Origin of the sequence: Pseudomonas sp. MPB03 (assembly GCF_046605385.1) — a bacterium.
In the GTDB taxonomy this organism is placed as follows: domain Bacteria; phylum Pseudomonadota; class Gammaproteobacteria; order Pseudomonadales; family Pseudomonadaceae; genus Aquipseudomonas; species Aquipseudomonas zanjanensis.
In genome coordinates this window covers 577,979-598,219 of record NZ_CP176770.1, presented here as the reverse complement: position 1 = coordinate 598,219, position 20,241 = coordinate 577,979, and the positions used below count along the sequence as shown (strand labels likewise).

General features: G+C 62.4%; 18 protein-coding genes. 12 read left to right on the top strand and 6 right to left on the bottom strand.

Features of this window, described 5'->3' with window-relative positions; all coding sequences use genetic code 11:
* Nucleotides 1–230: 230 nt before the first annotated feature.
* The 3 genes from ACLH0I_RS02505 to ACLH0I_RS02495 form a co-directional block, all read right to left on the bottom strand.
* Complete coding sequence (locus ACLH0I_RS02505; protein WP_057449186.1) at nucleotides 231–431, bottom strand: hypothetical protein; 201 nt, start codon at nucleotides 429–431, stop codon at nucleotides 231–233.
* Nucleotides 432–675: 244 nt separating this feature from the next.
* Nucleotides 676–1,782, bottom strand: coding sequence for an agmatine deiminase (gene aguA / locus ACLH0I_RS02500; protein WP_411386214.1), 1,107 nt, complete (start codon nucleotides 1,780–1,782; stop codon nucleotides 676–678).
* A 252-nt stretch (nucleotides 1,783–2,034) separates the two neighbouring features.
* On the bottom strand, nucleotides 2,035–4,947 hold the full coding sequence (locus tag ACLH0I_RS02495) for an aminotransferase (RefSeq protein WP_411386213.1): 2,913 nt from the start codon (nucleotides 4,945–4,947) through the stop codon (nucleotides 2,035–2,037).
* A gap of 206 nt (nucleotides 4,948–5,153) precedes the next feature.
* On the opposite strand from ACLH0I_RS02495, the gene rfbB reads away from it, so the two are divergent.
* The 7 genes from rfbB (at nucleotide 5,154) to ACLH0I_RS02460 (ending at nucleotide 12,289) form a co-directional block, all read left to right on the top strand.
* Nucleotides 5,154–6,236: a dTDP-glucose 4,6-dehydratase gene (gene rfbB, locus ACLH0I_RS02490; protein ID WP_411386212.1), complete on the top strand. Its 1,083-nt coding sequence runs from the start codon at nucleotides 5,154–5,156 to the stop codon at nucleotides 6,234–6,236.
* Nucleotides 6,233–7,108 (top strand): glucose-1-phosphate thymidylyltransferase RfbA, encoded by an 876-nt coding sequence (rfbA, locus tag ACLH0I_RS02485; protein WP_411386211.1) that lies wholly within the window; start codon nucleotides 6,233–6,235, stop codon nucleotides 7,106–7,108. The genes rfbB and rfbA overlap by 4 nt, the downstream gene beginning before the upstream one ends.
* Nucleotides 7,105–7,650 (top strand): dTDP-4-dehydrorhamnose 3,5-epimerase, encoded by a 546-nt coding sequence (gene rfbC / locus ACLH0I_RS02480; protein WP_411386210.1) that lies wholly within the window; start codon nucleotides 7,105–7,107, stop codon nucleotides 7,648–7,650. Before rfbA ends, rfbC begins: the two co-directional genes overlap by 4 nt.
* Complete coding sequence (rfbD, locus tag ACLH0I_RS02475; protein WP_411386209.1) at nucleotides 7,647–8,531, top strand: dTDP-4-dehydrorhamnose reductase; 885 nt, start codon at nucleotides 7,647–7,649, stop codon at nucleotides 8,529–8,531. The genes rfbC and rfbD overlap by 4 nt, the downstream gene beginning before the upstream one ends.
* Nucleotides 8,532–8,599: 68 nt before the next feature.
* Nucleotides 8,600–10,408, top strand: coding sequence for an ATP-binding protein (locus ACLH0I_RS02470; protein WP_411386208.1), 1,809 nt, complete (start codon nucleotides 8,600–8,602; stop codon nucleotides 10,406–10,408).
* A complete protein-coding gene (locus ACLH0I_RS02465) occupies nucleotides 10,405–11,796 on the top strand; it encodes a sigma-54-dependent transcriptional regulator (protein WP_411386207.1) in 1,392 nt (463 codons plus the stop codon). Before ACLH0I_RS02470 ends, ACLH0I_RS02465 begins: the two co-directional genes overlap by 4 nt.
* A gap of 37 nt (nucleotides 11,797–11,833) precedes the next feature.
* A complete protein-coding gene (locus tag ACLH0I_RS02460; protein ID WP_186707286.1) occupies nucleotides 11,834–12,289 on the top strand; it encodes a YiiD C-terminal domain-containing protein in 456 nt (151 codons plus the stop codon).
* A gap of 95 nt (nucleotides 12,290–12,384) precedes the next feature.
* On the opposite strand, the gene cysQ is transcribed toward ACLH0I_RS02460, so the two are convergent.
* Nucleotides 12,385–13,212 carry a 3'(2'),5'-bisphosphate nucleotidase CysQ gene (gene cysQ, locus ACLH0I_RS02455; protein ID WP_411386206.1) on the bottom strand — a complete coding sequence of 276 codons (828 nt, stop codon included), beginning with the start codon at nucleotides 13,210–13,212 and terminating at the stop codon, nucleotides 12,385–12,387.
* Nucleotides 13,209–13,775 carry an ADP compounds hydrolase NudE gene (gene nudE / locus ACLH0I_RS02450; RefSeq protein WP_186707288.1) on the bottom strand — a complete coding sequence of 189 codons (567 nt, stop codon included), beginning with the start codon at nucleotides 13,773–13,775 and terminating at the stop codon, nucleotides 13,209–13,211. Before nudE ends, cysQ begins: the two co-directional genes overlap by 4 nt.
* Nucleotides 13,776–13,863: 88 nt before the next feature.
* Here nudE and yrfG point away from each other — a divergent pair, with 88 nt between their 5' ends.
* A complete protein-coding gene (yrfG, locus tag ACLH0I_RS02445) occupies nucleotides 13,864–14,526 on the top strand; it encodes a GMP/IMP nucleotidase (protein ID WP_411386205.1) in 663 nt (220 codons plus the stop codon).
* Between the two features lie 111 nt (nucleotides 14,527–14,637).
* Here the strand turns inward: yrfG and lysM are convergent, their stop codons facing one another.
* Nucleotides 14,638–15,078 carry a peptidoglycan-binding protein LysM gene (gene lysM / locus ACLH0I_RS02440; RefSeq protein ID WP_186707290.1) on the bottom strand — a complete coding sequence of 147 codons (441 nt, stop codon included), beginning with the start codon at nucleotides 15,076–15,078 and terminating at the stop codon, nucleotides 14,638–14,640.
* Between the two features lie 133 nt (nucleotides 15,079–15,211).
* On the opposite strand from lysM, the gene ACLH0I_RS02435 reads away from it, so the two are divergent.
* The 4 genes from ACLH0I_RS02435 to ACLH0I_RS02420 all read left to right on the top strand — a co-directional run bounded on the left by ACLH0I_RS02435 (nucleotide 15,212) and on the right by ACLH0I_RS02420 (nucleotide 20,223).
* Nucleotides 15,212–16,099, top strand: coding sequence for a LysR family transcriptional regulator (locus ACLH0I_RS02435; RefSeq protein ID WP_411386204.1), 888 nt, complete (start codon nucleotides 15,212–15,214; stop codon nucleotides 16,097–16,099).
* A 93-nt stretch (nucleotides 16,100–16,192) separates the two neighbouring features.
* Nucleotides 16,193–17,032: a formate dehydrogenase accessory sulfurtransferase FdhD gene (gene fdhD / locus ACLH0I_RS02430; protein ID WP_250961852.1), complete on the top strand. Its 840-nt coding sequence runs from the start codon at nucleotides 16,193–16,195 to the stop codon at nucleotides 17,030–17,032.
* Nucleotides 17,029–19,377, top strand: a complete 2,349-nt coding sequence (locus tag ACLH0I_RS02425; RefSeq protein ID WP_250961851.1) for an FdhF/YdeP family oxidoreductase — start codon at nucleotides 17,029–17,031, stop codon at nucleotides 19,375–19,377. The genes fdhD and ACLH0I_RS02425 overlap by 4 nt, the downstream gene beginning before the upstream one ends.
* Nucleotides 19,378–19,737: 360 nt before the next feature.
* A complete protein-coding gene (locus tag ACLH0I_RS02420; protein ID WP_053181061.1) occupies nucleotides 19,738–20,223 on the top strand; it encodes a glycine zipper domain-containing protein in 486 nt (161 codons plus the stop codon).
* Nucleotides 20,224–20,241 lie beyond the last annotated feature (18 nt).

The following is a 20,241-nucleotide window of genomic DNA, read 5'->3' as shown; positions in this document are numbered from 1 at the left end:
GGCTTTCAGTGTGTTTCGTGGATCGGGCGAATAGCCGCTGAATTGAAACACCACCTCCTGTGGGAGCGAGCCTGCTCGCGATGGCGGCGTGTCAGTCGACATCAGTGGCATTGATCCACCGCTATCGCGAGCAGGCTCGCTCCCACAAGGATCCGGGTGAGCTTGAAAACCAGCGGACACAAAAAAAGCGCTGCCATCCCGGCCAGCGCTTTTTATCAATCCGTCGAATTCTATCCTTGCATCACATCCCACAGCGCTTCCAGCTCAGCCTCGCTGAACAGGCCAGCGGGGTAGCGCTCAACGATCATCCGGCGCGGATCAGGTTCTCTGATCTGACGCGTTCCGTTGGACTTCAACCACTGCGCCAACGCTTGAAGCGACTCACCATTAACGGCCAAGGGATGGCATGTGCGCTCGCTTGTCATATTCATTCCAGCGCCCTCTCCTGGTTGATGAGCGGCTAATTTATCCAAGGTTTATGACAAAACAACTCAGTTCCCTTCCCCGGAACTGCTGCTGATCCAATACAAGAGCTATGCCAATCCATCCCTGCCCAGCCACGAACGAACACAAAAAAACCCGCGACCCAATCGGGCCGCGGGCTTGCCGGGATGGATCCAAAATCACCGGTTTAGAGCCGGCGCTGGCGATATCATCAGGCTGTTACATCGCCACTCACTTTGCCCGCGGCGCGGGTTGCTGTTGAGTAAGGCAATGGATATTCCCGCCGCCCAGTAACAGTTCGCGTCCTGGCACCATGACCACTTCGTGCTGCGGGAACAGGTTCTGCAGGATGTCCCTGGCCGGTGCATCCAGCGGGTCGTCAAAACTCGGCGCGATGATGCCGCCGTTGACGATCAGGAAGTTCACATAGGAACCGGCCAGTCGCACGGTTGGGTTGCGTTCCTGGGAACCTTCCACCGCATCCACGCCCGCGCATTCCTCTTCGGTGGCATACAACGGCCCCGGGATCGGCATTTTATGCACTGTGAAGGAGCGCCCCTTGGCATCCGTGCTGTTTTGCAGCACGTCCAACGCCGCGTGGCAGCGGGTGTAGTTCGGGTTTTGCGGGTCGTCGGTCCAGGCAAGCAGGACTTCGCCAGGCCGTACGTAGCAGCAGAAGTTATCCACATGACCGTCGGTTTCGTCATTGAAAAGACCGTCCGGCAGCCAGATGATCTTGTCCACGGCCAATTGCGCACTGAGCACCGCCTCGATCTCCTCACGGCTCATGTGCGGGTTGCGATTGCGGTTGAGCAGACACTCCTCGGTGGTGATCACGGTGCCTTCGCCGTCCACATGGATCGACCCACCCTCGAGCACGAAACCTTCGGTGCGATAACGCGGGCTGCGCTCGAGCTCGAGGATCTTGCCGGCCACTTGCGAATCACGGTTCCACGGCGCGTACAGGCCGCCGTCAAAGCCGCCCCAGGCATTGAAGTCCCAGTCGATACCGCGCACTTCACCGCTGTCGTTGATCACGAACGTCGGGCCGGTATCGCGGACCCAGGCGTCGTCGCTGGACATTTCCACCAAGCGGATATTCGGCACGTCAAGCCGCGCCCGGGCATTTTCGTATTGGCCCGCGGACACCGCCACGGTCACCGGTTCAAAACGGGCGATGGCCTTGGCGACCGCCACGTGGGCAGCCTGTGCGGGCTTGCCGCCCAGGCGCCAGTTGTCCGGGCGCTCGGGCCAGATCATCCAGACCTGGGTCTGGGTCGCCCATTCGGCAGGCATGTGGAAACCATCCGCGCGCGGAGTGCTGTGCAACGTTGTCATGGGTCATCTCCTGGGCGATAGGCAGTGGTCATTTTATATACGATAAATATCGACTAATAAAGTCAAAAATCCAGTCAACAATAAATTCAAAGCGAAAAAGACCGACAAAAATCGATTATTAAAACGCTAAATCCCCTGTGGGAGCGAGCTTGCTCGCGATAGCGGTGGGTCAGCCACATGACGATTGGCTTGGCCACCGCTATCGCGAGCAAGCTCGCTCCCACAGGGAAACAGATCGGCATTCCAGATCGATTACAGCCCCTCGTCCAATACCTTCATCAGCATATCGACAAAGAAATCCACACTCTGGCGCGTAGTCACCATCGGCGGTTTGATCTTGAGGATGTTCAGGTAATCACCCGTCGGTTGCATGAAGATGCCCAGCTCCCGCAGGCGATTGCACAGCGCCGTGGTTTCCTCGGTGGCCGGCTCCAGAGTGTCGCGGTCGCGGATCAGCTCCACGCCCAGGTAGAACCCCGAGCCGTGCACTGCGCCGACCAATGGATACTGATCGATCAAGGCCTCCAGTCGAGCTTTGAAATGCCCGCCAACCGCCCGGGCGTTTTCCCAGAGATTGTCCTCCTCCATGACATCCAGCACCGCCATGCCGATCTGGCAACTGACCGGGCTGCCGCCGGCCGACGAGAAGAAATACCCCTCGGCCTCCAGCGCCTCGGCGATTTCCCGGCGAGTGATGACCGCGCCCAGCGGCTGGCCGTTGCCCATGCCCTTGGCCATGGTGATGATGTCCGGCACCACGCCTTGCTCTTCGAAACCCCAGAAGAACTCGCCCATGCGCCCGTAACCGACCTGTACCTCGTCGGCGATGCAGACCCCACCGCGCTCGCGCACCATCGCGTAGACCTGCTTCAGGTAACCGGGCGGCAGTGCGATCCCACCGGCGTTGCCGTACACCGGCTCGCAGATGAAACCGGCCAGTTGACGTTTGCTCTCGGCAATTTTCGCCAGGTTGTGTTCGACACTGCGCACGTAGTCCGGCGCACTGTCGGGGCCGCGGAATTCGCCGCGATAGGTGTTCGGCGCGGTCACCGGGTGCACCCAGTCCGGGCGACTGCTCAGGGCCTGGGGGTTGTCGGCGATGGAGGTCGATACCGCATCGGCGGCCACCGACCAGCCGTGGTAAGCCTCCAGCACGCTGAGCATGTCCCGTCCGCCGCTGTAGGCCCAGGCCAGGCGGATCGCCAGGTCGTTGGCCTCGGTGCCGCTGTTGACCAGGAACACTCGGTCCATGTTGGAGGGCGACAGCGCCAGCAGGCGCTCGGAAAACTCGGCGATCGCCGCATAGTGGAAACGCGAGTTGGTATTGAGCAGCGACCATTGCCGGGCTGCCACCGCCGCCATGCGCGGATGGCCGTGGCCCAACACCGCGACGTTATTGAGCATGTCCAGGTACGAGCGGCCCTGCATGTCGATCAGGTGGTTGCGCCAGCCACGCTCGATGCGCGGCGGATCGACGTAATAGTGTTTCTGCGAACGGGCAAAGCTCGCATCGCGACGAGCCAGCAGCGCCTCGGGATCGGTCTCCGGCTCGGCATCGCACGCCAGCCCCAGCAGCACCGCCGGCGAAGGGCAAAGCGCCTGCCAGGCCGGGGCCCTGGAGGGCGTGCAGAACAGTGGCGGATTCACGTGGGCGCCCCGGCACAACTGGACGCACAGCGACCCCGTCACTTCGCCCAGCACCTGCCCCTTGACCAGCGCCGCGCCGGAATGCAGCCGCGACGTCACGCCCCACAAGCGCACGCTCAACTGTGCACTGTCCAGTTGCAACATGCCGTCGGCAGACGTGTGCACAACCCCGGCGAACGGAGATTCGAGCGGCGTTCCCCGAGGCACACTCAACGCCACGTGCAAGGGATAAGTGTCGGGTTCGACGGCGCTGTCCGGCCGAGTGCGAGACAAGCGGTACTGCCCATAGCGGCTGGCCGCCAAGCCGTGAACACCCGCGGCTTCATCCAGCAGGCGCTGGTCGATTCCCGGCTGCTCCCAATTGCCGGCTTCGAAATGCGGGCTCAGCACTCCCAGGTCGATCAGGGCGAACTCACGCCCTACCAGGGTCGGCAAGAGCGGCGCAAAGCCCTCGCTGGCAATGGGCGGCAGGTTTTGACCGACGGCGGTGAGAATCGCCGCTTCCATCAGTTCGAAGGGCACCGAATGGGCGACGCGGAAAATCTCCCACTCATGGGCCAGGTTGTCGCGGCTGTAGTGGTTGTCCGGGTCGATGGAAACCTGCTGCTCACCGCTGAGCACCAGCACTGCGGCGCGCGCCACGATCAGCGGCCACAGCGCCAACAGTTCCTGATGCTGCAAGGGGTTGATCGCGTGGTAGGCCTTGATCGCCGGCAAGATAAAGAACGGATCGCCGTCGGCGTGATGCAGCAGGGCTGCGCACGTCACCGACAAGTCAGTGATGCGCCAGGTACGGACCAGGTCGCCGAAATCGATAACGCCCTGCAATTGCCATTGGCGCTGGGCATCGCGCTGCCAGACCACGTTGTCATCGGTGATGTCCATGTGGATCGCCTGCACCGGCAGGCTGGACTTGAGCGGCTGCAAGCGCCGCTCGGCCTGTTGCGCGACCTCGGCGACCCGATGGCGTCGTGTTTCATCCTCGATGACAGGCAGCAGGTAATCGACCAGGGCCGGGGCGTGGCGCGCGTCCCATTGCAGGGTGCGCTCCAGGCCCGGGTGGTCGAATGTCGCCAGGGCCAGGTCCATTTCCGCGCACAGGCGGCCCAGGCCAGTGACAAGCTCGGGTGTCAGGTGCTTGAGCTGCGTGAGGGACTGGCCGTCGATGTATTCCAGCAGACGCATGTGAATCGCTTGGCCGTCGACGTCCAAGGTCAGCAGGTCCTGGCCGTTGATCGCCGCAATGACCCGCGGCACTTTCACCGCGTCGTGTCCGGCCAAGTGCTTGAGGGCGGCATGTTGGGCCTGGATTTCCTGGACAGCGTAGTCGCCGTGGCAAATTTTCAACACAAAGCGTCCGCGCTCGCTGTCGACGCGGTAGTTGAGGTCCTGGTTGCTGCCAAGGGGTCGCAGGTCGCCGCTGAGTCCGTAATTCGAGCGCAACAGCACCAGCGCTTGCTCAGCGCTGATCTGTGGGCTTGGCAAACTGGCGCGGTGAACCAACGTAGCGAGTGGCATACAAGGACCCCTGAGGTGGTTTGTTCGGATGCCTATCTCGCCACCGAGTCGGGGGATAAGCAACCCCCCTGTTCAAAAATATGCACAGCTCTCCTGGGAAGCTGAATAGGAGGGTGTGTCCATGGGATATTCGCTTGCACCGCTCCCGCCATGCCGACAAGCTATGCTCCTATGCTTTGTCGTACCACGGAAAAAGGCTTACCCGGATGCGCATTCTCATCACTGGCGGTGCTGGCTTCATCGGCTCGGCGCTCATACGGCATCTGATTCTCGATACAGAGCATCAGGTCCTGAACCTCGACAAGCTGACCTACGCAGGCAATCTCGAGTCCCTGAGCAGCATCGATCACGACAGCCGCTACGAATTCGTCCACGCCGACATTGTCGATCAAGCCGCTGTCAGTGCGGTGCTGGCGCGATTCCAACCTGACGCCATCATGCACTTGGCGGCCGAGTCCCATGTGGACCGCTCCATCGATGGCCCCGCGGACTTCATCCAGACCAACATCGTAGGCACCTACAGCCTGCTGGAAGCCACCCGCGCGTATTGGCAGGCCCTGGCCGAACCGCAGAAGCGCGCGTTTCGCTTCCACCACATCTCCACCGATGAAGTGTATGGCGACTTGCACGGCGTGGATGACCTGTTCACCGAAACCACCGCCTATGCCCCAAGCTCCCCGTATTCGGCGAGCAAGGCGGCGTCCGATCATCTGGTCCGCGCCTGGCAACGCACCTACGGCTTGCCCGTGCTGTTGACCAACTGCTCGAACAACTACGGGCCGTTCCACTTCCCCGAAAAACTGATTCCCCTGGTGATTCTCAACGCGCTGGCTGGTAAACCGCTGCCGGTCTACGGCAACGGCCAGCAAGTGCGCGACTGGCTGTTCGTCGAAGACCATGCCCGGGCGCTGCTCAAAGTCGTCACCCAAGGTGCGATCGGCGAGACGTACAACATCGGCGGGCACAACGAGCAGAAAAACATCGACGTGGTGCGCAGCATCTGCACGCTGCTCGAAGAACTGGCGCCACGCAAACCCGAAGGCGTCGAGCACTATGCCGACCTGATCAGCTTCGTCCAGGATCGCCCCGGCCATGATTTGCGTTACGCCATCGACGCCAGCAAGATCGAACGGGAACTGGGCTGGACACCTCAAGAAACCTTCGAGACCGGGCTGCGCAAGACGGTGCAGTGGTATCTGGAAAACCTGCTGTGGTGCCAACGGGTCCAGGACGGTAGCTATCAGGGCGAGCGCCTGGGCTCGCTCGACAACAAGGATGCAATCGCATGATGAAAGGCATTGTTCTGGCCGGCGGTTCCGGCACCCGCCTGCACCCGATTACCCTAGGGGTTTCCAAGCAGCTATTGCCGATTTATGACAAACCGATGATCTATTACCCGATCTCGGTGCTGATGCTTGCAGGCATCAAGGACATTCTGATTATTTCCACGCCTCAGGATCTGCCGCAATACCGCAACCTGTTGGGCGACGGTCGGCAGTTTGGTGTGAATTTCAGCTATGCCGAGCAGCCGTCACCCGATGGCTTGGCCCAGGCGTTCCTGATCGGCGAGCAATTCATTGGCAGCGATTCGGTGTGCCTGATCCTGGGCGACAACATTTTCCACGGCCAGTATTTTGGCGAGCAATTGCAGACCGCCATCAACCGACCGAGCGGCGCCACGGTGTTCGGCTACTGGGTCAAGGACCCTGAGCGATTTGGCGTGATCGACTTCGATTCGGAAGGGCGGGCGATGTCCATCGAAGAAAAACCCACCGCACCCAAATCCAGCTACGCGGTGACCGGCCTGTATTTCTACGACAACGATGTGATCGAGATCGCCAAGGCCATCAAGCCATCCAAACGCGGCGAACTGGAAATCACCGACGTCAACAATGCGTACCTGAAACGCGGCAACCTGCACGTCGAGCGCTTCGGCCGTGGTTTCGCCTGGTTGGACACCGGCACCCACGACAGCCTGCTGGAAGCCTCGCAATACGTACAGACCATCGAACATCGCCAAGGCCTGAAAGTGGCATGCCTGGAAGAAATTGCCTACCAGCAAGGTTGGGTCAGCCGCGAACACATCCTTGAGCGCGCCCAGTATTTTGGCAAGACCGGCTACGGCCAGTACCTGTTCAAGATCGCCGGAGAAACACGTTGAACGTCATCGCCACCTGTTTGCCGGACGTCTTGATCATCGAACCGAAAGTCTTCGGTGATGATCGGGGGTTTTTCTACGAAAGCTTCAATGCCCGGGCATTTGCCGAGGCGACCGGCAGCACCTTGCAGTTTGTCCAGGACAATCACTCACGCTCCACCCGGGGCGTGCTGCGGGGCCTGCACTACCAGATCGAACAGGCCCAGGGAAAACTGGTGCGCGTCACGGCGGGGGAGGTGCTGGATATCGCGGTGGACATTCGCCGCAGCTCGCCGACCTTCGGCCAATGGGCGGGCGTTCGCCTGTCGGCGCAAAACCATCGGCAGCTGTGGGTGCCGCCAGGGTTTGCCCACGGTTTCGTCGTGTTGAGCGAATCGGCGGACTTCCTCTACAAAACCACCGATTACTACGCGCCCTCAGCTGAACGCTGCATTCGCTGGGACGATCCGCAACTGGCCATCGATTGGGCGCTGGACGACGCGCCGATCCTCTCGGCCAAGGACCAGAACGGCAAGGCCTTGCACGAGGCAGACCTGTTCCCATGAGTATTCCCTTGCGCATCCTGGTCATCGGCCGCAATGGCCAAGTTTCCCGAGCACTCCAATCGCGCCTGAGCGGCATGGGCGAGTTGCTCGTACGCGGCAGCGACCAGCTCGACCTGGCGCAGGCGGATTCCCTGCGCGCCCCCATCAAGGCCTTGAAGCCCGACCTGATCATCAATGCCGCCGCCCACACGGCCGTCGACCAGGCCGAGAGCGAGCCGGAACGGGCGTTCGCCATCAATGCCACGGCGCCGGGCATCCTGGCCCAGGCGGCGGCCGAACTGGGCATACCGTTGATTCACTACTCCACCGACTACGTCTTCGATGGCCTCAAGCCCGCCCCCTACACCGAGGACGACGCACCCAATCCGCTGAGCGTCTATGGGCGCAGCAAACTGGCCGGTGAAGATGCCATCCGCCAGGCTGGCGGCCAGCACCTGATCCTGCGCACCAGCTGGGTGTATTCCACCGAGGGCCGCAATTTCCTGTTGACCATGCAGCGCCTGTTGCAGGAAAAACCGCAGCTGCGGGTGGTGGCCGATCAAATTGGCGCACCGACCTGGGCGGGCACCATTGCCGACAGCACCGCCCAACTGATCGAACGCTGGCAGGCCGGTCAAGCCGGAGCCTGGGGCACCTATCACCTGACGGCCCGGGGGGAGACGTCCTGGTTCGGTTTCGCCCAGGCCATCGGCGAAAACCTGCTCGAGCGACACAAGCCGTGCGCGCGACTGGAGCCCATTGCGTCCAGCGACTATCCGACGCCGGCCCCTCGACCGTTGAACTCGCGCCTGGATTGCAGCCGCCTGTCCAAGGAATGGGCTGTGAGCCAGCCCGACTGGCGAAGCGCGTTGCAGCGGTGTCTGGCCGGACAAGCCTGGTAAGGCCTTACAAATAGTATTTGCGAGACAACTAGGCATAATACGCCTGTCACCACAGGCGCCCCATGTTCATGAATTCCACCCTTCCTCGCAGACCCCGTTGGCGCAGCCTGGCCTTGCTCGCGCTGTGCCTGGCGCCGTTGCTGTGGCCGTTGGAGCACCTGGCCGAGCGTTATTACCGCAGTGAACTGGCCGGCCAGAACCGCCAGACCCTGGACCTTTACGTCGCCAACCTGCTGGGCACGCTGCACCGCTATGAAGTGTTGCCACAGATCCTCGGCGAGCTGCCGGCCTTGCGCGCCGCCTTGTCGGCCCCGGACGACGGCGTCACCCAAGGCAACGCCAACCGGCTGCTGAAAAACATCAGCACCCAGACCGGCGCCGAAGTCATGTACCTGATGGACCCTTCCGGCAAGACGCTGGCCGCGTCGAACTGGGACAAACATGACAGTTTCGTTGGGCGTAATTTCGCCTTCCGGCCGTACTTCATCGAAGCCATGGCCGGGCGCCTGGGGCGTTTCTTCGGTTTGGGCACGACGTCGGCCAAGCGCGGTTATTTCTTCGCGGCCGCCGTGCACGATCGCGAAAAAGTTATCGGCGTGCTGGTGGTCAAGGTCGACCTCGACCACACCGAAAGCCTATGGGGCAAGACCCCGGAACAATTGCTGGTGACCGACCACAACGGCGTGGTCATTCTCACGTCGCGCCAGGAATGGCGCTTTCGCGCGACCCGGCCGCTCAATGACGACGAGCGCAAGGCCATCAGCGCGGTACAACCTTATCCAACCCGCGACCCCAAGCCGCTGAACCTGGATGCCAACGCCTGGCTGCCCCAGACCCAATCCATCGAAGAAACCGGCTGGAGCGTGAGCATCCTCGCCCCGCGCACGCTGATCGACCGTCCCGTGCGTACCGTGGTTGCCACCGGTGGCGCGGCCTTGCTGGTCTTGATGCTGTTGCTCGGGTTGATGATGCAACGCCGGCGCCACTATCTGCATCGGATCGCCTTCGAAGCCAAGGCCCGCCAGGAGCTGGAAGGCCGGGTGGCCGAACGGACCAGCGACCTGGAAGGGCTGAACCGGCGACTGAGACAAGAAGTGCTGGAGCGCGAGCAGGCCCAGCAGGAATTGGTCCGCGCCCAGGATGACCTGGTGCAGGCCGGCAAGCTGTCGGCCCTGGGCACCATGTCGGCGAGCATCAGCCACGAGCTCAACCAGCCACTGGCGGCGATTCGCAGCTACGCGGAAAACGCCGAGATCCTGCTTGACCACCAACGCACCGAAGACGCCCGCGGCAACCTCAAGCTGATCAGCGAACTGACCGGGCGCATGGCATCGATCATCGCCCACCTGCGCGCGTTCGCCCGTCGCGACCGTCATGCCCCGGAAAGCGTCGCCCTGCAGCCGGCGCTGGACGATGCCCTGGCGCTGCTCGCCAAACGTCGGCGCAGCATGGAAGTAGAGCTGATCCGCGACTTGCCGGCCGCCACGCTGTGGGTCGAGGCCGGCGAAACCCGCCTGCGCCAAGTACTCGGCAACCTGCTGGCCAACGCCCTCGATGCGCTCACCGAGAAGGGCCAGCCGCGCAAACTCTGGATCAGTGCCCAGGCCACCGACACCGGCGTCAACCTGTACATCCGTGATAACGGCCCAGGGTTTTGCATGGAAGCCTTGGGCCGCGCCGGCGAGCCTTTCTACACCACCAAGACTCGCACCCAGGGCCTTGGCCTGGGGCTGGCGATCTGCGACACCTTGATGCGCGCCTTCGGCGGCGAACTGTCGTTCGCCAACCACAAGGAAGGCGGCGCCCTGATTACCCTGAAGCTGCGCGCCGGTGCGCCCGGGGTGAGCCTGCAACCGTCCGAGGACCGAAGTGTATGACCATCGACAACCGGATTGAGGTGGTGCTGATCGATGACGATCCCCATCTGCGTCAGGCCTTGAGCCAGACCCTCGACCTGGCCGGCCTGAAAATCCTGCCCCTGGCCGAAGCCAAGGGCGTGGCCGGGCAGCTGCCCCGTGACTGGCCGGGGGTGGTGGTCAGTGATATTCGCATGCCGGGCATGGACGGCCTCGAACTGCTGGGCGAACTCCACGCGCAAGACCCGGAACTGCCGGTGCTGCTGATTACCGGCCACGGTGATGTGCCGCTGGCGGTGCAGGCGATGCGCGCCGGGGCCTACGACTTCCTGGAAAAACCGTTCGCCAGCGATCACCTGCTCGACAGCGTACGCCGCGCCCTGGCCTTGCGCCGCCTGGTGCTGGACAACCGCAGCCTGCGCCTGGCCCTGAGCGATCGTCAGGAACTCAGTGCCCGCCTCGTCGGCCAATCGACCCCGATGCTGCGCCTGCGCGAGCAGATCGGTGCGCTGGCCGCCACACGTGCCGACGTGCTGATCCTCGGAGAAACCGGCGCCGGCAAGGAAGTGGTCGCCCGTGCCTTGCACGACCTCTCAGGCCGGCGCAACGGCCCCTTCGTGGCGATCAACGCCGGTGCCCTGGCCGAGTCGGTGGTGGAGAGCGAATTGTTCGGCCACGAACCCGGTGCTTTTACCGGCGCGCAGAAACGCCGCATCGGCAAGTTCGAGTTCGCCAACGGCGGCACGCTGTTCCTGGATGAAATCGAGAGCATGAGCCTGGATGTCCAGGTCAAGCTGCTGCGTCTGCTGCAAGAGCGCGTGGTGGAGCGGTTGGGCGGCAATCAACAGATTCCCCTGGATATCCGTGTCATCGCCGCGACCAAGGAAGACCTGCGCCAGGCCGCCGACCAGGGGCGTTTTCGCGCCGACTTGTATTACCGCCTCAACGTCGCGCCGCTGCGCATACCGCCGTTGCGCGAACGGGGCGAGGATGCGCTGATGCTGTTCCAGCATTTCGCCAACGAAGCCAGTGCCCGACATGGCCTGCCGCCCCACGAATTACAGCCGGCGCACCGGGCGTTGCTGCTGCGCCACAGCTGGCCGGGCAATGTGCGAGAACTGCAGAACGCCGCAGAACGCTTTGCCCTGGGCCTGGAGCTGGCCCTGGACAACAGCGCGCCCGACGGCAACCCTGGGACACCGGTGGAACTGGTCAGCGGCGGCTTGAGCGAGCAGGTGGAAAATTTCGAGAAAACCCTGATCGCCGCCGAGCTGGCCCGCCCCCACAGCTCGGTGCGCAGCCTGGCCGAGGCCTTGGGCATTCCCCGCAAGACCCTGCACGACAAGTTGCGCAAGCATGGCCTGACCTTCGGCGACAGCAGCCAGGGGTCGGCCGATGAATCCGATTGAATTATCGTCATTACCCTGTCAAGCAAGAGGCCCCGCAATGAACCGCGACAGCCGTTACCTGGAATCGATCCTGCACCACGACATCCCCTTGACCCGGGACATGGGCCTCAAGGTGCTCGATTGGCAGGCCCGGCAACTGCGCCTGTCCTTGCCGTTGGCGGCCAACGTCAACCACAAGAGCACCATGTTCGGCGGCAGCCTGTATTGCGGCGCCGTACTCGGTGGCTGGGGCTGGCTGCACCTGGCCCTGCGCGAGGAAGGCATTGAAGACGGGCATATCGTGATTCAGGAAGGGCAGATCAGTTATCCGCTGCCGGTGACCCGCGATGCGGCCGTCGTCTGCCAAGCGCCTGAGGAAAAACTCTGGAAACGCTTCCTGGCCACCTACCGGCGTTACGGACGGGCGCGGCTGGCCTTGCAGACCCAGGTGATGAACAGTGGGAGCGAAGACGTGGCGGTGCAGTTCGAGGGGCAATACGTGTTGCACCGCTGAAACAGCACATGGCCTGGATTGTAGGGTGGGTAGCCCCTGTGGCAAAAAGCACTCTTGCCAGACAAAAAGCTTTTGCCACAAGAATCAGGTAGGGCTCAGGAGCGAGCCAGCTCCAACAGCTTCCCACGCCACGCCGCTTTCGCCGGCAACGCCAGGAACGACGCATTCAACAGCGACTCACGCGGTGGATAACAGAACGGCTCGCCGCTCAAGTCCAGCACCGCGCCTCCCGCACCTTCCAATACTCCCTGGGCGGCGGCGGTGTCCCACTGGGAGGTTGGCGCCAACCGTGGATAACAGTCCGCCGCGCCTTCGGCCACCAGGCAAAACTTCAACGAGCTGCCAATACTGGTCAGTTGCAGCTCACCCAGGCTCGCGCTCAAACCGTTGAGTAGGCGCTCCTGCTCCGGGCTGGTGTGCCGGCGACTGGCGACCACGGTGAACGCCTCGCCTGGCGCCACTGCGTCACGTACCGCGATAGGCAAAGGTACGCCCCCCTTGTCACCACGCCAGGCACCCAGCCCGGCGCCACCCACGTAGAAGCGACCACTGGTGGGCATCGACACCACGCCGAACACCACGCGGCCCTGTTCCACCAAGGCAATGTTGACGGTGAATTCCTCGCTACCGGAAATGAATTCCTTGGTGCCATCCAGCGGGTCCACCAACCACCAGCGTTGCCAGCCGGCCCGCACGCTTTGGGCGATATCCGCGTCTTCTTCGGAAAGGATTGGAATGTCCGGGGCCAGCGCCGCCAGCCCGGCCACGATCACATCATGAGCCGCCATGTCGGCAGCGGTCACTGGCGACTCGTCGGCCTTGTGGTTGACCAACACGTTGGCGCGCCAGAACGGCAGGATCGCCTCGCCGGCCTTGAGCGCCAGCTCGACCACCGGGGCCATCAGCGAATGAGGAAATATCATGACAGGAACGCTCCACGCTGGGCCAGCAGGTCACGGGCCAGGTACAGCGCCGCCAAGGCCCGGCCCTCGGTGAATTGCGGGTTTTGCGCCAGGGCCGACAGCTCGTGCAGGTTGACCTTGTCCACGCGCATCGGCTCGGGCTCGTCGCCCTCCAGCCGCTCTTCATACAGATCGGTCGCCAGCACCACTTGGATCTTCTGGCTCATGTAGCCGGGGGACAGCGACAACTCGGTCAGATGTTCCAACTGTCGCGCCCCGAAACCGGCCTCTTCCTTGAGCTCCCGCTCGGCCGCCGCCAGTACATCTTCCCCTGGCTCGATCAAGCCCTTGGGCAGGGATAACTCGTAAGCATCGGTGCCACCGCAATACTCTTCCACCAGCACCGCATGGTCGGCGTCGAGCATCGCCACGATCATCACCGCGCCGTAGCCTGCACCCTTGCTCGCCAGACGCTCATAAGTGCGCTCCACACCGTTGGAAAACCGCAATTTCAGTTCTTCCACGCAGAACAGGCGGCTGGTAGCGACGATCCGGCGATCGAGTATGGTGGGTTTCTGGCGCATAAACGGCTCCCTGGGCGATAGCGGGCTACTATACCCGGCCTATTCTGATTGTTTGTGTCGGATATCCGATTACCGCTGGAGAAGTTTTATGGCCTTGCTGCCCTGGCATGAGATCGATACGGTTCTGCTGGACATGGACGGCACCCTGCTGGACCTGCATTACGACAACCACTTCTGGCTCGAACACCTGCCCCAGCGCTACGCCGACCTGCATGGTGTGAGCCGGGCGATGGCCGAGATGGAGCTGCAGCCATTGTTCGAGCGCAACGCCGGCCAGTTGCAATGGTATTGCCTGGATTTCTGGAGCGCCGAGCTGAAACTGCCGGTGCGCGAACTGAAGTTGGAAACCGCCCACCTGATCGCCTTGCGCCCGGACGCCGATACATTCCTGGCCGCGATTCAGCGCGCCGGCAAACGCGTGGTGATGATCACCAATGCCCACCGCGATTCGTTGTCCTTGAAGTTGGAGCGCATCGAACTGGCCCCCTACTTCGAGCGTTTGATCAGCTCCCACGACTACGGCTTCCCCAAGGAAAACCCGCAGTTCTGGGACGCACTGCAAGCCGACCTGAATTTCGACCCGGCCCGCAGCCTGTTCATCGACGACACCCTCCCGGTGTTGCGCAGCGCCCGGGATTTCGGCGTGGCGCACCTGCTGGCCGTCAGCGAGCCGGACAGTCGCAAGGGACCGAAGGATACGGGGGAGTTCGAGGCATTGGGGGATTATCGCGATTTGATCGAAGGGCTCTGAACCGTGGTGCCTTCATCGCGAGCAAGCTCGCTCCCACACTGGTTTCGCGGCGAACCAAAAAAACCTGTGGGAGCGAGCTTGCTCGCGATGAAGGCACCACAGCCCTGGAAGTTATTCAGGGATACGCAGCACCTGCCCCGGGTAGATCTTGTCCGGATGCGACAGCATCGGTTTGTTGGCCTCGAAGATCTTGTTGTACTTGTTCGCGTCGCCGTACTCGGCCTTGGAGATGGCGCTGAGGGTGTCCCCCTTCTTCACAGTCACGAAGCGCGCCGCTTGTGCCACTGGGCCAGTCACGGTGATCTGGTCGTCTACGCTACCGACACCGGCGATATTACCCACCGCCAACAGGATTTTTTCCTTCTCTTCCTGGCTCGCCACTTCACCTGTGACGATGACTTTGTCGCCCTCGATGGTCGCCTGTACATTCGGATTACCCAGGCCGACCTTTGCAATGTGCTCTTTCAGTTGTTCGCTGGCATTGGCGTTACCGGGGGTCAGCAGGTCGATCAGCTTTTCACCGGCTTCCTTCACAAAGCTAAAGATACTCATGGCACACGCTCCTTGATTTAAGTGTCCAGACGCAAAGACTAGACCAGGCGAGACGAACCCGGTTCCCAGCCGACCAATGACCCCGCCACGCGCAAGCGCTAGAATCCGAACCTTCCCGCGCCCTGGAGCGAAGATGGACATCAAGCAGCTGAAATTTCTCATCGCGCTGGACGAAACCCGTCACTTCGGCCAAGCCGCCGCACGTTGCCATATCACCCAGCCGACGCTGTCGATGCGCCTGCGCAGCCTTGAAGAAGAACTCGACCTGCCATTGGTCAACCGCGGCCAGCGCTTTGAAGGTTTTACCGCGCCGGGGGAACGGGTGCTGGCCTGGGCACGCACGGTGCTGGCGGCCTATGACGGGCTGCAGGCCGAAGCAGCGGCCTGCCGCGGCAACCTGGTGGGCACGCTGCGCCTGGGCGTGGTGCCGTTGTCGGACTTCGACCCGCTGGCGATGATGCAGCGCTTGCACACCGAGCACCCCAGCTTGCGTTTCGAATTGTCGTCCCTGAGTTCCGAACGCATCCTCGAACAGTTGGCGAACAACCGCATCGACCTGGGCATCTCCTACTTGGAGCGGCTGGACAATGAACGCTTCGAGGCCCTGCCCTTCAGCCCCACCCGCATGGGTTTGCTTTACGACCAGCGGTATTTCTTTTTCGGTGAACAACCGCTGAGCTGGGAGGCGCTGATCGAACTGCCGCTGGGCATGCTCACCAGCGGCATGCATTTTCGTCAGTCCATCGACCACAATTTCCACAGCCGGGGTCTGACGCCCCAACCGCTGTTGCAAACCGACGCGGTGCATCAATTGTTACAAGCTGTGCATGGCGGATTGTGTTGCGCGGTGATGCCCCTGGACAGCGGCCTGAATGTCCTGACCGAAGACTTGCGCATCCAGCCCATTGAAAACGCCCAGACGCTGGTTTCGCTGGGCCTGATCATGCGACGCGGCGCCCCCCGCTCGGCGTTGGCCGAGGCCTGTTTTGCCCTCTATCAGAAATCATCGATGACTTCTTGATCGACGTCATCTATTGGAAGATCAGTAATAGCGATTAGACGTGGCAGATTGCCGCATTTAGTCTTAGCACTATTCCTACTTTCAGTGATGCCTATGAACGACAAGCCTCCGGTCAGTCCAGCGCCTGGGATGGAAACATCCGCGCCGGCCGCCAGCCAGAGCTATCGCTACTGCAATCTGGACCACGCCCAATCGGACAGCACCGCGCTGGCCGAGGAAGTGGCGCTGGCGATTGCCTATAACGGCATCAGCCAGGCGGTCATGCTGGTCACGCCCACCGACCTTGAAGACTTCATCGTCGGCTTCAGCCTCGGCAGCGGCATCATTGAAGACTCATCGGACATCTATGACCTGCAACTGAGCGGCACAGGTGCCGCGCACTACGCCCAAGTGACCATCGCCAACCGCGCCTTCTGGAACCTCAAGCAGCAACGCCGACAGTTGGCGGGCACCAGTGGCTGCGGGTTGTGCGGTGTGGAAGCGGTGGAACAGGCCTTGCCCAACCTCAAGGTGCTGCCCGGCGCGCCCTTGCCTGCCGCGCAATGGCTCGATGGCCTGCGTGACCGTATCGGTCAGTTCCAGCCCTTGGGCCAACATTGCGGCGCGGTGCATGCAGCCTTGTTCATGAATGCCCAGGGTGAGTTGCTCCTGGGTCGCGAAGACATTGGTCGGCACAACGCCCTCGACAAACTGATCGGCGCGCTGATCCGGCAACAAATCCCGGTGGCCGGTGGCGTGGCGATCGTCACCAGCCGTTGCAGCCTCGAACTGATCCAGAAAGTACTGCGCGCCGGCATCCAGACCCTGGTCAGCCTGTCGTCGCCCACGGGCCTCGCCGTGCAATGGGCCCGTCAACACAACCTCAACCTCATCCACCTGCCGCAAAAAAGTGCGCCGCGGGTCTACAGCCCTGCGATGGAGAAACAAGCGTGAGCAATCATCAACAAGCCGACCAGAAACCCGTACCACGCTACAAGCCCTACAAGGGCCCAGCCGGTGGTTGGGGTGCGCTGATCAGTGTCGCTCAGGCCTGGTTGACCAGCGACAACGCGCTGAAAAACATCCGCATGATGCTCAAGACCAACCAGAACGGCGGTTTTGACTGCCCGGGCTGTGCCTGGGGCGACTCGCCGGAAAGCGGCATGGTCAAGTTCTGCGAGAACGGCGCCAAGGCCGTGAACTGGGAGGCTACCAAGCGCCGTGTCGATGCCGCATTTTTCGCCAGGCACAGCGTGACCTCGCTGCTGGAACAGAGCGACTACTGGCTCGAATACCAAGGTCGCCTGACCGAGCCAATGCGCTACGATGCCGAAACCGACCGCTACAAGCCCATCAGTTGGGAAGCGGCGTTCGCCCTGGTTGGCAAGCACCTGCAAGGGCTGTCCAGCCCCAACCAGGCCGAGTTCTACACCTCGGGCCGGGCCAGCAACGAAGCGGCCTATTTGTATCAACTGTTCGTACGCGCCTATGGCACCAACAATTTCCCTGACTGCTCGAACATGTGCCACGAGGCCAGCGGCGTAGCGCTGGCCCAGAGCGTGGGCGTGGGCAAGGGCACGGTGACATTCGACGACTTCGAGCACGCCGACGCGATTTTCGTCTGGGGCCAGAACCCTGGCACCAATCATCCGCGGATGCTCGAACCACTGCGCGAGGCGGTGAAGCGCGGCGCCCAAGTGATCTGCATCAACCCGCTCAAGGAGCGTGGCCTGGAGCGCTTCCAGCATCCGCAGAGCCCGATCGAAATGCTCACCAACGGCAATAAGCCGACCAACACCGCGTATTTCCGCCCGGCCCTGGGGGGGGACATGGCGATCTTGCGCGGCATGGCGAAGTTCTTGCTGCAATGGGAGCGGGAGGCCCAGGACAGCGGTGCGCCGGCCGTGTTCGACCACGCGTTCCTCAACGAACACAGTGCCAACGTGCTGGATTACCTGGCAGCGGTCGACGATACGCCTTGGGCGCAGATCGTCGAGCAATCGGGCCTGACCCTGGTCGAAATCGAACAGGCCGCGCGCATGTACGCCAGAAGCAAGAACGTGATCATGTGCTGGGCGATGGGCATCACCCAGCACCGTCACTCGGTGGCGACCATCCAGGAGATCGCCAACGTGATGATGCTGCGCGGCAACATTGGCCGGCCAGGCGCTGGCCTTTGCCCGGTCCGCGGCCACAGCAACGTGCAGGGCGACCGGACCATGGGTATCAACGAACGTCCGCCAGTGGCGTTCCTCGACACGCTGGAGCGGCGCTTCCAGTTCAAGGTTCCGCGTGAGAACGGCCACAACGTGGTCGAGGCGATCCACGCCATGGCCGACGGCCAGGCGAAAGTATTCATCGCCCTGGGCGGCAATTTCGCCCAAGCCACGCCGGACAGCCACCGCACGTTCCAGGCCCTGGCCAATTGCGATCTGACAGTGCAGATCAGCACCAAGCTCAACCGCAGCCACCTGGCCCACGGCAAGGACGCGCTGATCCTGCCGTGCCTGGGCCGCACCGACATCGACCTGCAAACCGAAGGCGCGCAAGCGGTGACCGTGGAAGACTCCTTCAGCATGGTGCATGCCTCCATGGGTCAGTTGCAGCCACTGTCGAACCAGATGCGCTCGGAACCGTGGATCGTCGCCGGCATCGCCGCCGCCACTCTGGGTAGCCGCCCGGTGGATTGGAACTGGCTGGTGGCCGACTACAGCCGCATTCGCGACCTGATCGCCGAGACCGTCCCCGGCTTCAAGGACTTCAACGAAAAGCTGAAGAACCCCGGCGGATTCTACCTGGGCAACAGCGCCGGCTCGCGACGCTGGAACACCCCGTCGGGCCGCGCCAACTTCAAGCCGAACCTGTTGCCGACCGACCTCGTGCATGAGCGCACCCGTGCCACCGGCCAGTTGCCCGACCTGATCATGCAGTCCATGCGTTCCCACGATCAGTACAACACCACTATTTACGGCCTCGACGACCGCTATCGCGGTGTAAAGGGCCAGCGCGACGTGTTGTTCGTCAACGAAGCGGACATCATTCGCCTGGGCTTCAAGCCGGGGCAGAAAGCTGACATCGTCTCGCTCTGGGAAGACGGTCGCGAGCGCCGGGTCAAGGGTTTCACCTTGCTGGCGTTCGACATTCCGGCCGGGCAGGCTGCGGCCTACTACCCTGAGGTGAACCCGCTGGTCCCGCTGGAAAGCACCGGTGATGGCAGCCATACGCCGACGTCGAAATTCGTCGCGATCCGCCTGGAAGCGGCGAGTGAGAACGGACTGATCCTGGCCAAGTCGGCTTGATACAACCTTTTGGATCATGGTGGTCGTGTGGCGAGGGAGCTTGCTCCCGCTGGGCTGCGTAGCAGCCCCTTCCATCCATTCACCTGACACGCCGAGATGCTAAGCTTCAGGGCCGCTTCGCGCCCCAACGGGAGCAAGCTCCCTCGCCACAAACGACTTTTCGAACGGGCACAAAAAAGGCCGTTTCCCATGGAAAACGGCCTGTCTCAAGTAGCTAAAGACCGGCCAATTCACCTTAAGTTCCCACCGAAAAACAATAACTTAGAGAATTGTGCACAAGTCGTGCTACTCGTCGGATTTCGATTGTAAGCAAGCGAAGCCAGCCTCAGGATCGCGCCGTCATCCCTTTGAGGCTCCTCTATGAAGTTCTCCTCCATTCTCTTGTTGTCCCTTAGCCTGGCCAGTGGCATCGCTTCCGCCGGTGGTACTGCCGAAGCAGGTGTGGGCGGCGCATTAGGCGGGGTTTTGGGTTCGGTCGTCGGCCAGTCCCTGGGCGGCAATACCGGTTCCACTATCGGCGCGGCGCTGGGCGGTGCAGGCGGTAGTGCAGTCGGTGCAGACAGACACAGCCGCGGCGAAGCGGCAATCGGCGGCGCGCTGGGTGCGGCCGGCGGTAACGTGGTCGGCCGTAGCGTCGGCGGCAGCACCGGCAGTCTGATCGGTGCGGCAGCGGGCGGTGGCGCGGGTGGCGCCCTGGGTAACTACATGGGCAAGGACGATGACGATGACCGCCGTTATGACGGCCGCCGTGGCGACCGCCGCTACTACCGTGACGGCCATCCGGGTCGCGGCCATGCCTATGGGCATCGCAAGCACAAGCATAAACATCGTTATTACGACGATTGATCGCTGGCTTTGATACCT

Bases quoted from the DNA above. Each gene is read 5' to 3' on its own strand.
- ACLH0I_RS02505 (WP_057449186.1), bottom strand. From the start codon at position 431: ATGAATATGACAAGCGAGCGCACATGCCATCCCTTGGCCGTTAATGGT.
- aguA (WP_411386214.1), bottom strand. From the start codon at position 1,782: ATGACAACGTTGCACAGCACTCCGCGCGCGGATGGTTTCCACATGCCT.
- ACLH0I_RS02495 (WP_411386213.1), bottom strand. From the start codon at position 4,947: ATGCCACTCGCTACGTTGGTTCACCGCGCCAGTTTGCCAAGCCCACAG.
- rfbB (WP_411386212.1), top strand. From the start codon at position 5,154: ATGCGCATTCTCATCACTGGCGGTGCTGGCTTCATCGGCTCGGCGCTC.
- rfbA (WP_411386211.1), top strand. From the start codon at position 6,233: ATGATGAAAGGCATTGTTCTGGCCGGCGGTTCCGGCACCCGCCTGCAC.
- rfbD (WP_411386209.1), top strand. From the start codon at position 7,647: ATGAGTATTCCCTTGCGCATCCTGGTCATCGGCCGCAATGGCCAAGTT.
- ACLH0I_RS02470 (WP_411386208.1), top strand. From the start codon at position 8,600: ATGAATTCCACCCTTCCTCGCAGACCCCGTTGGCGCAGCCTGGCCTTG.
- ACLH0I_RS02465 (WP_411386207.1), top strand. From the start codon at position 10,405: ATGACCATCGACAACCGGATTGAGGTGGTGCTGATCGATGACGATCCC.
- ACLH0I_RS02460 (WP_186707286.1), top strand. From the start codon at position 11,834: ATGAACCGCGACAGCCGTTACCTGGAATCGATCCTGCACCACGACATC.
- cysQ (WP_411386206.1), bottom strand. From the start codon at position 13,212: ATGATATTTCCTCATTCGCTGATGGCCCCGGTGGTCGAGCTGGCGCTC.
- nudE (WP_186707288.1), bottom strand. From the start codon at position 13,775: ATGCGCCAGAAACCCACCATACTCGATCGCCGGATCGTCGCTACCAGC.
- yrfG (WP_411386205.1), top strand. From the start codon at position 13,864: ATGGCCTTGCTGCCCTGGCATGAGATCGATACGGTTCTGCTGGACATG.
- lysM (WP_186707290.1), bottom strand. From the start codon at position 15,078: ATGAGTATCTTTAGCTTTGTGAAGGAAGCCGGTGAAAAGCTGATCGAC.
- ACLH0I_RS02435 (WP_411386204.1), top strand. From the start codon at position 15,212: ATGGACATCAAGCAGCTGAAATTTCTCATCGCGCTGGACGAAACCCGT.
- fdhD (WP_250961852.1), top strand. From the start codon at position 16,193: ATGAACGACAAGCCTCCGGTCAGTCCAGCGCCTGGGATGGAAACATCC.
- ACLH0I_RS02420 (WP_053181061.1), top strand. From the start codon at position 19,738: ATGAAGTTCTCCTCCATTCTCTTGTTGTCCCTTAGCCTGGCCAGTGGC.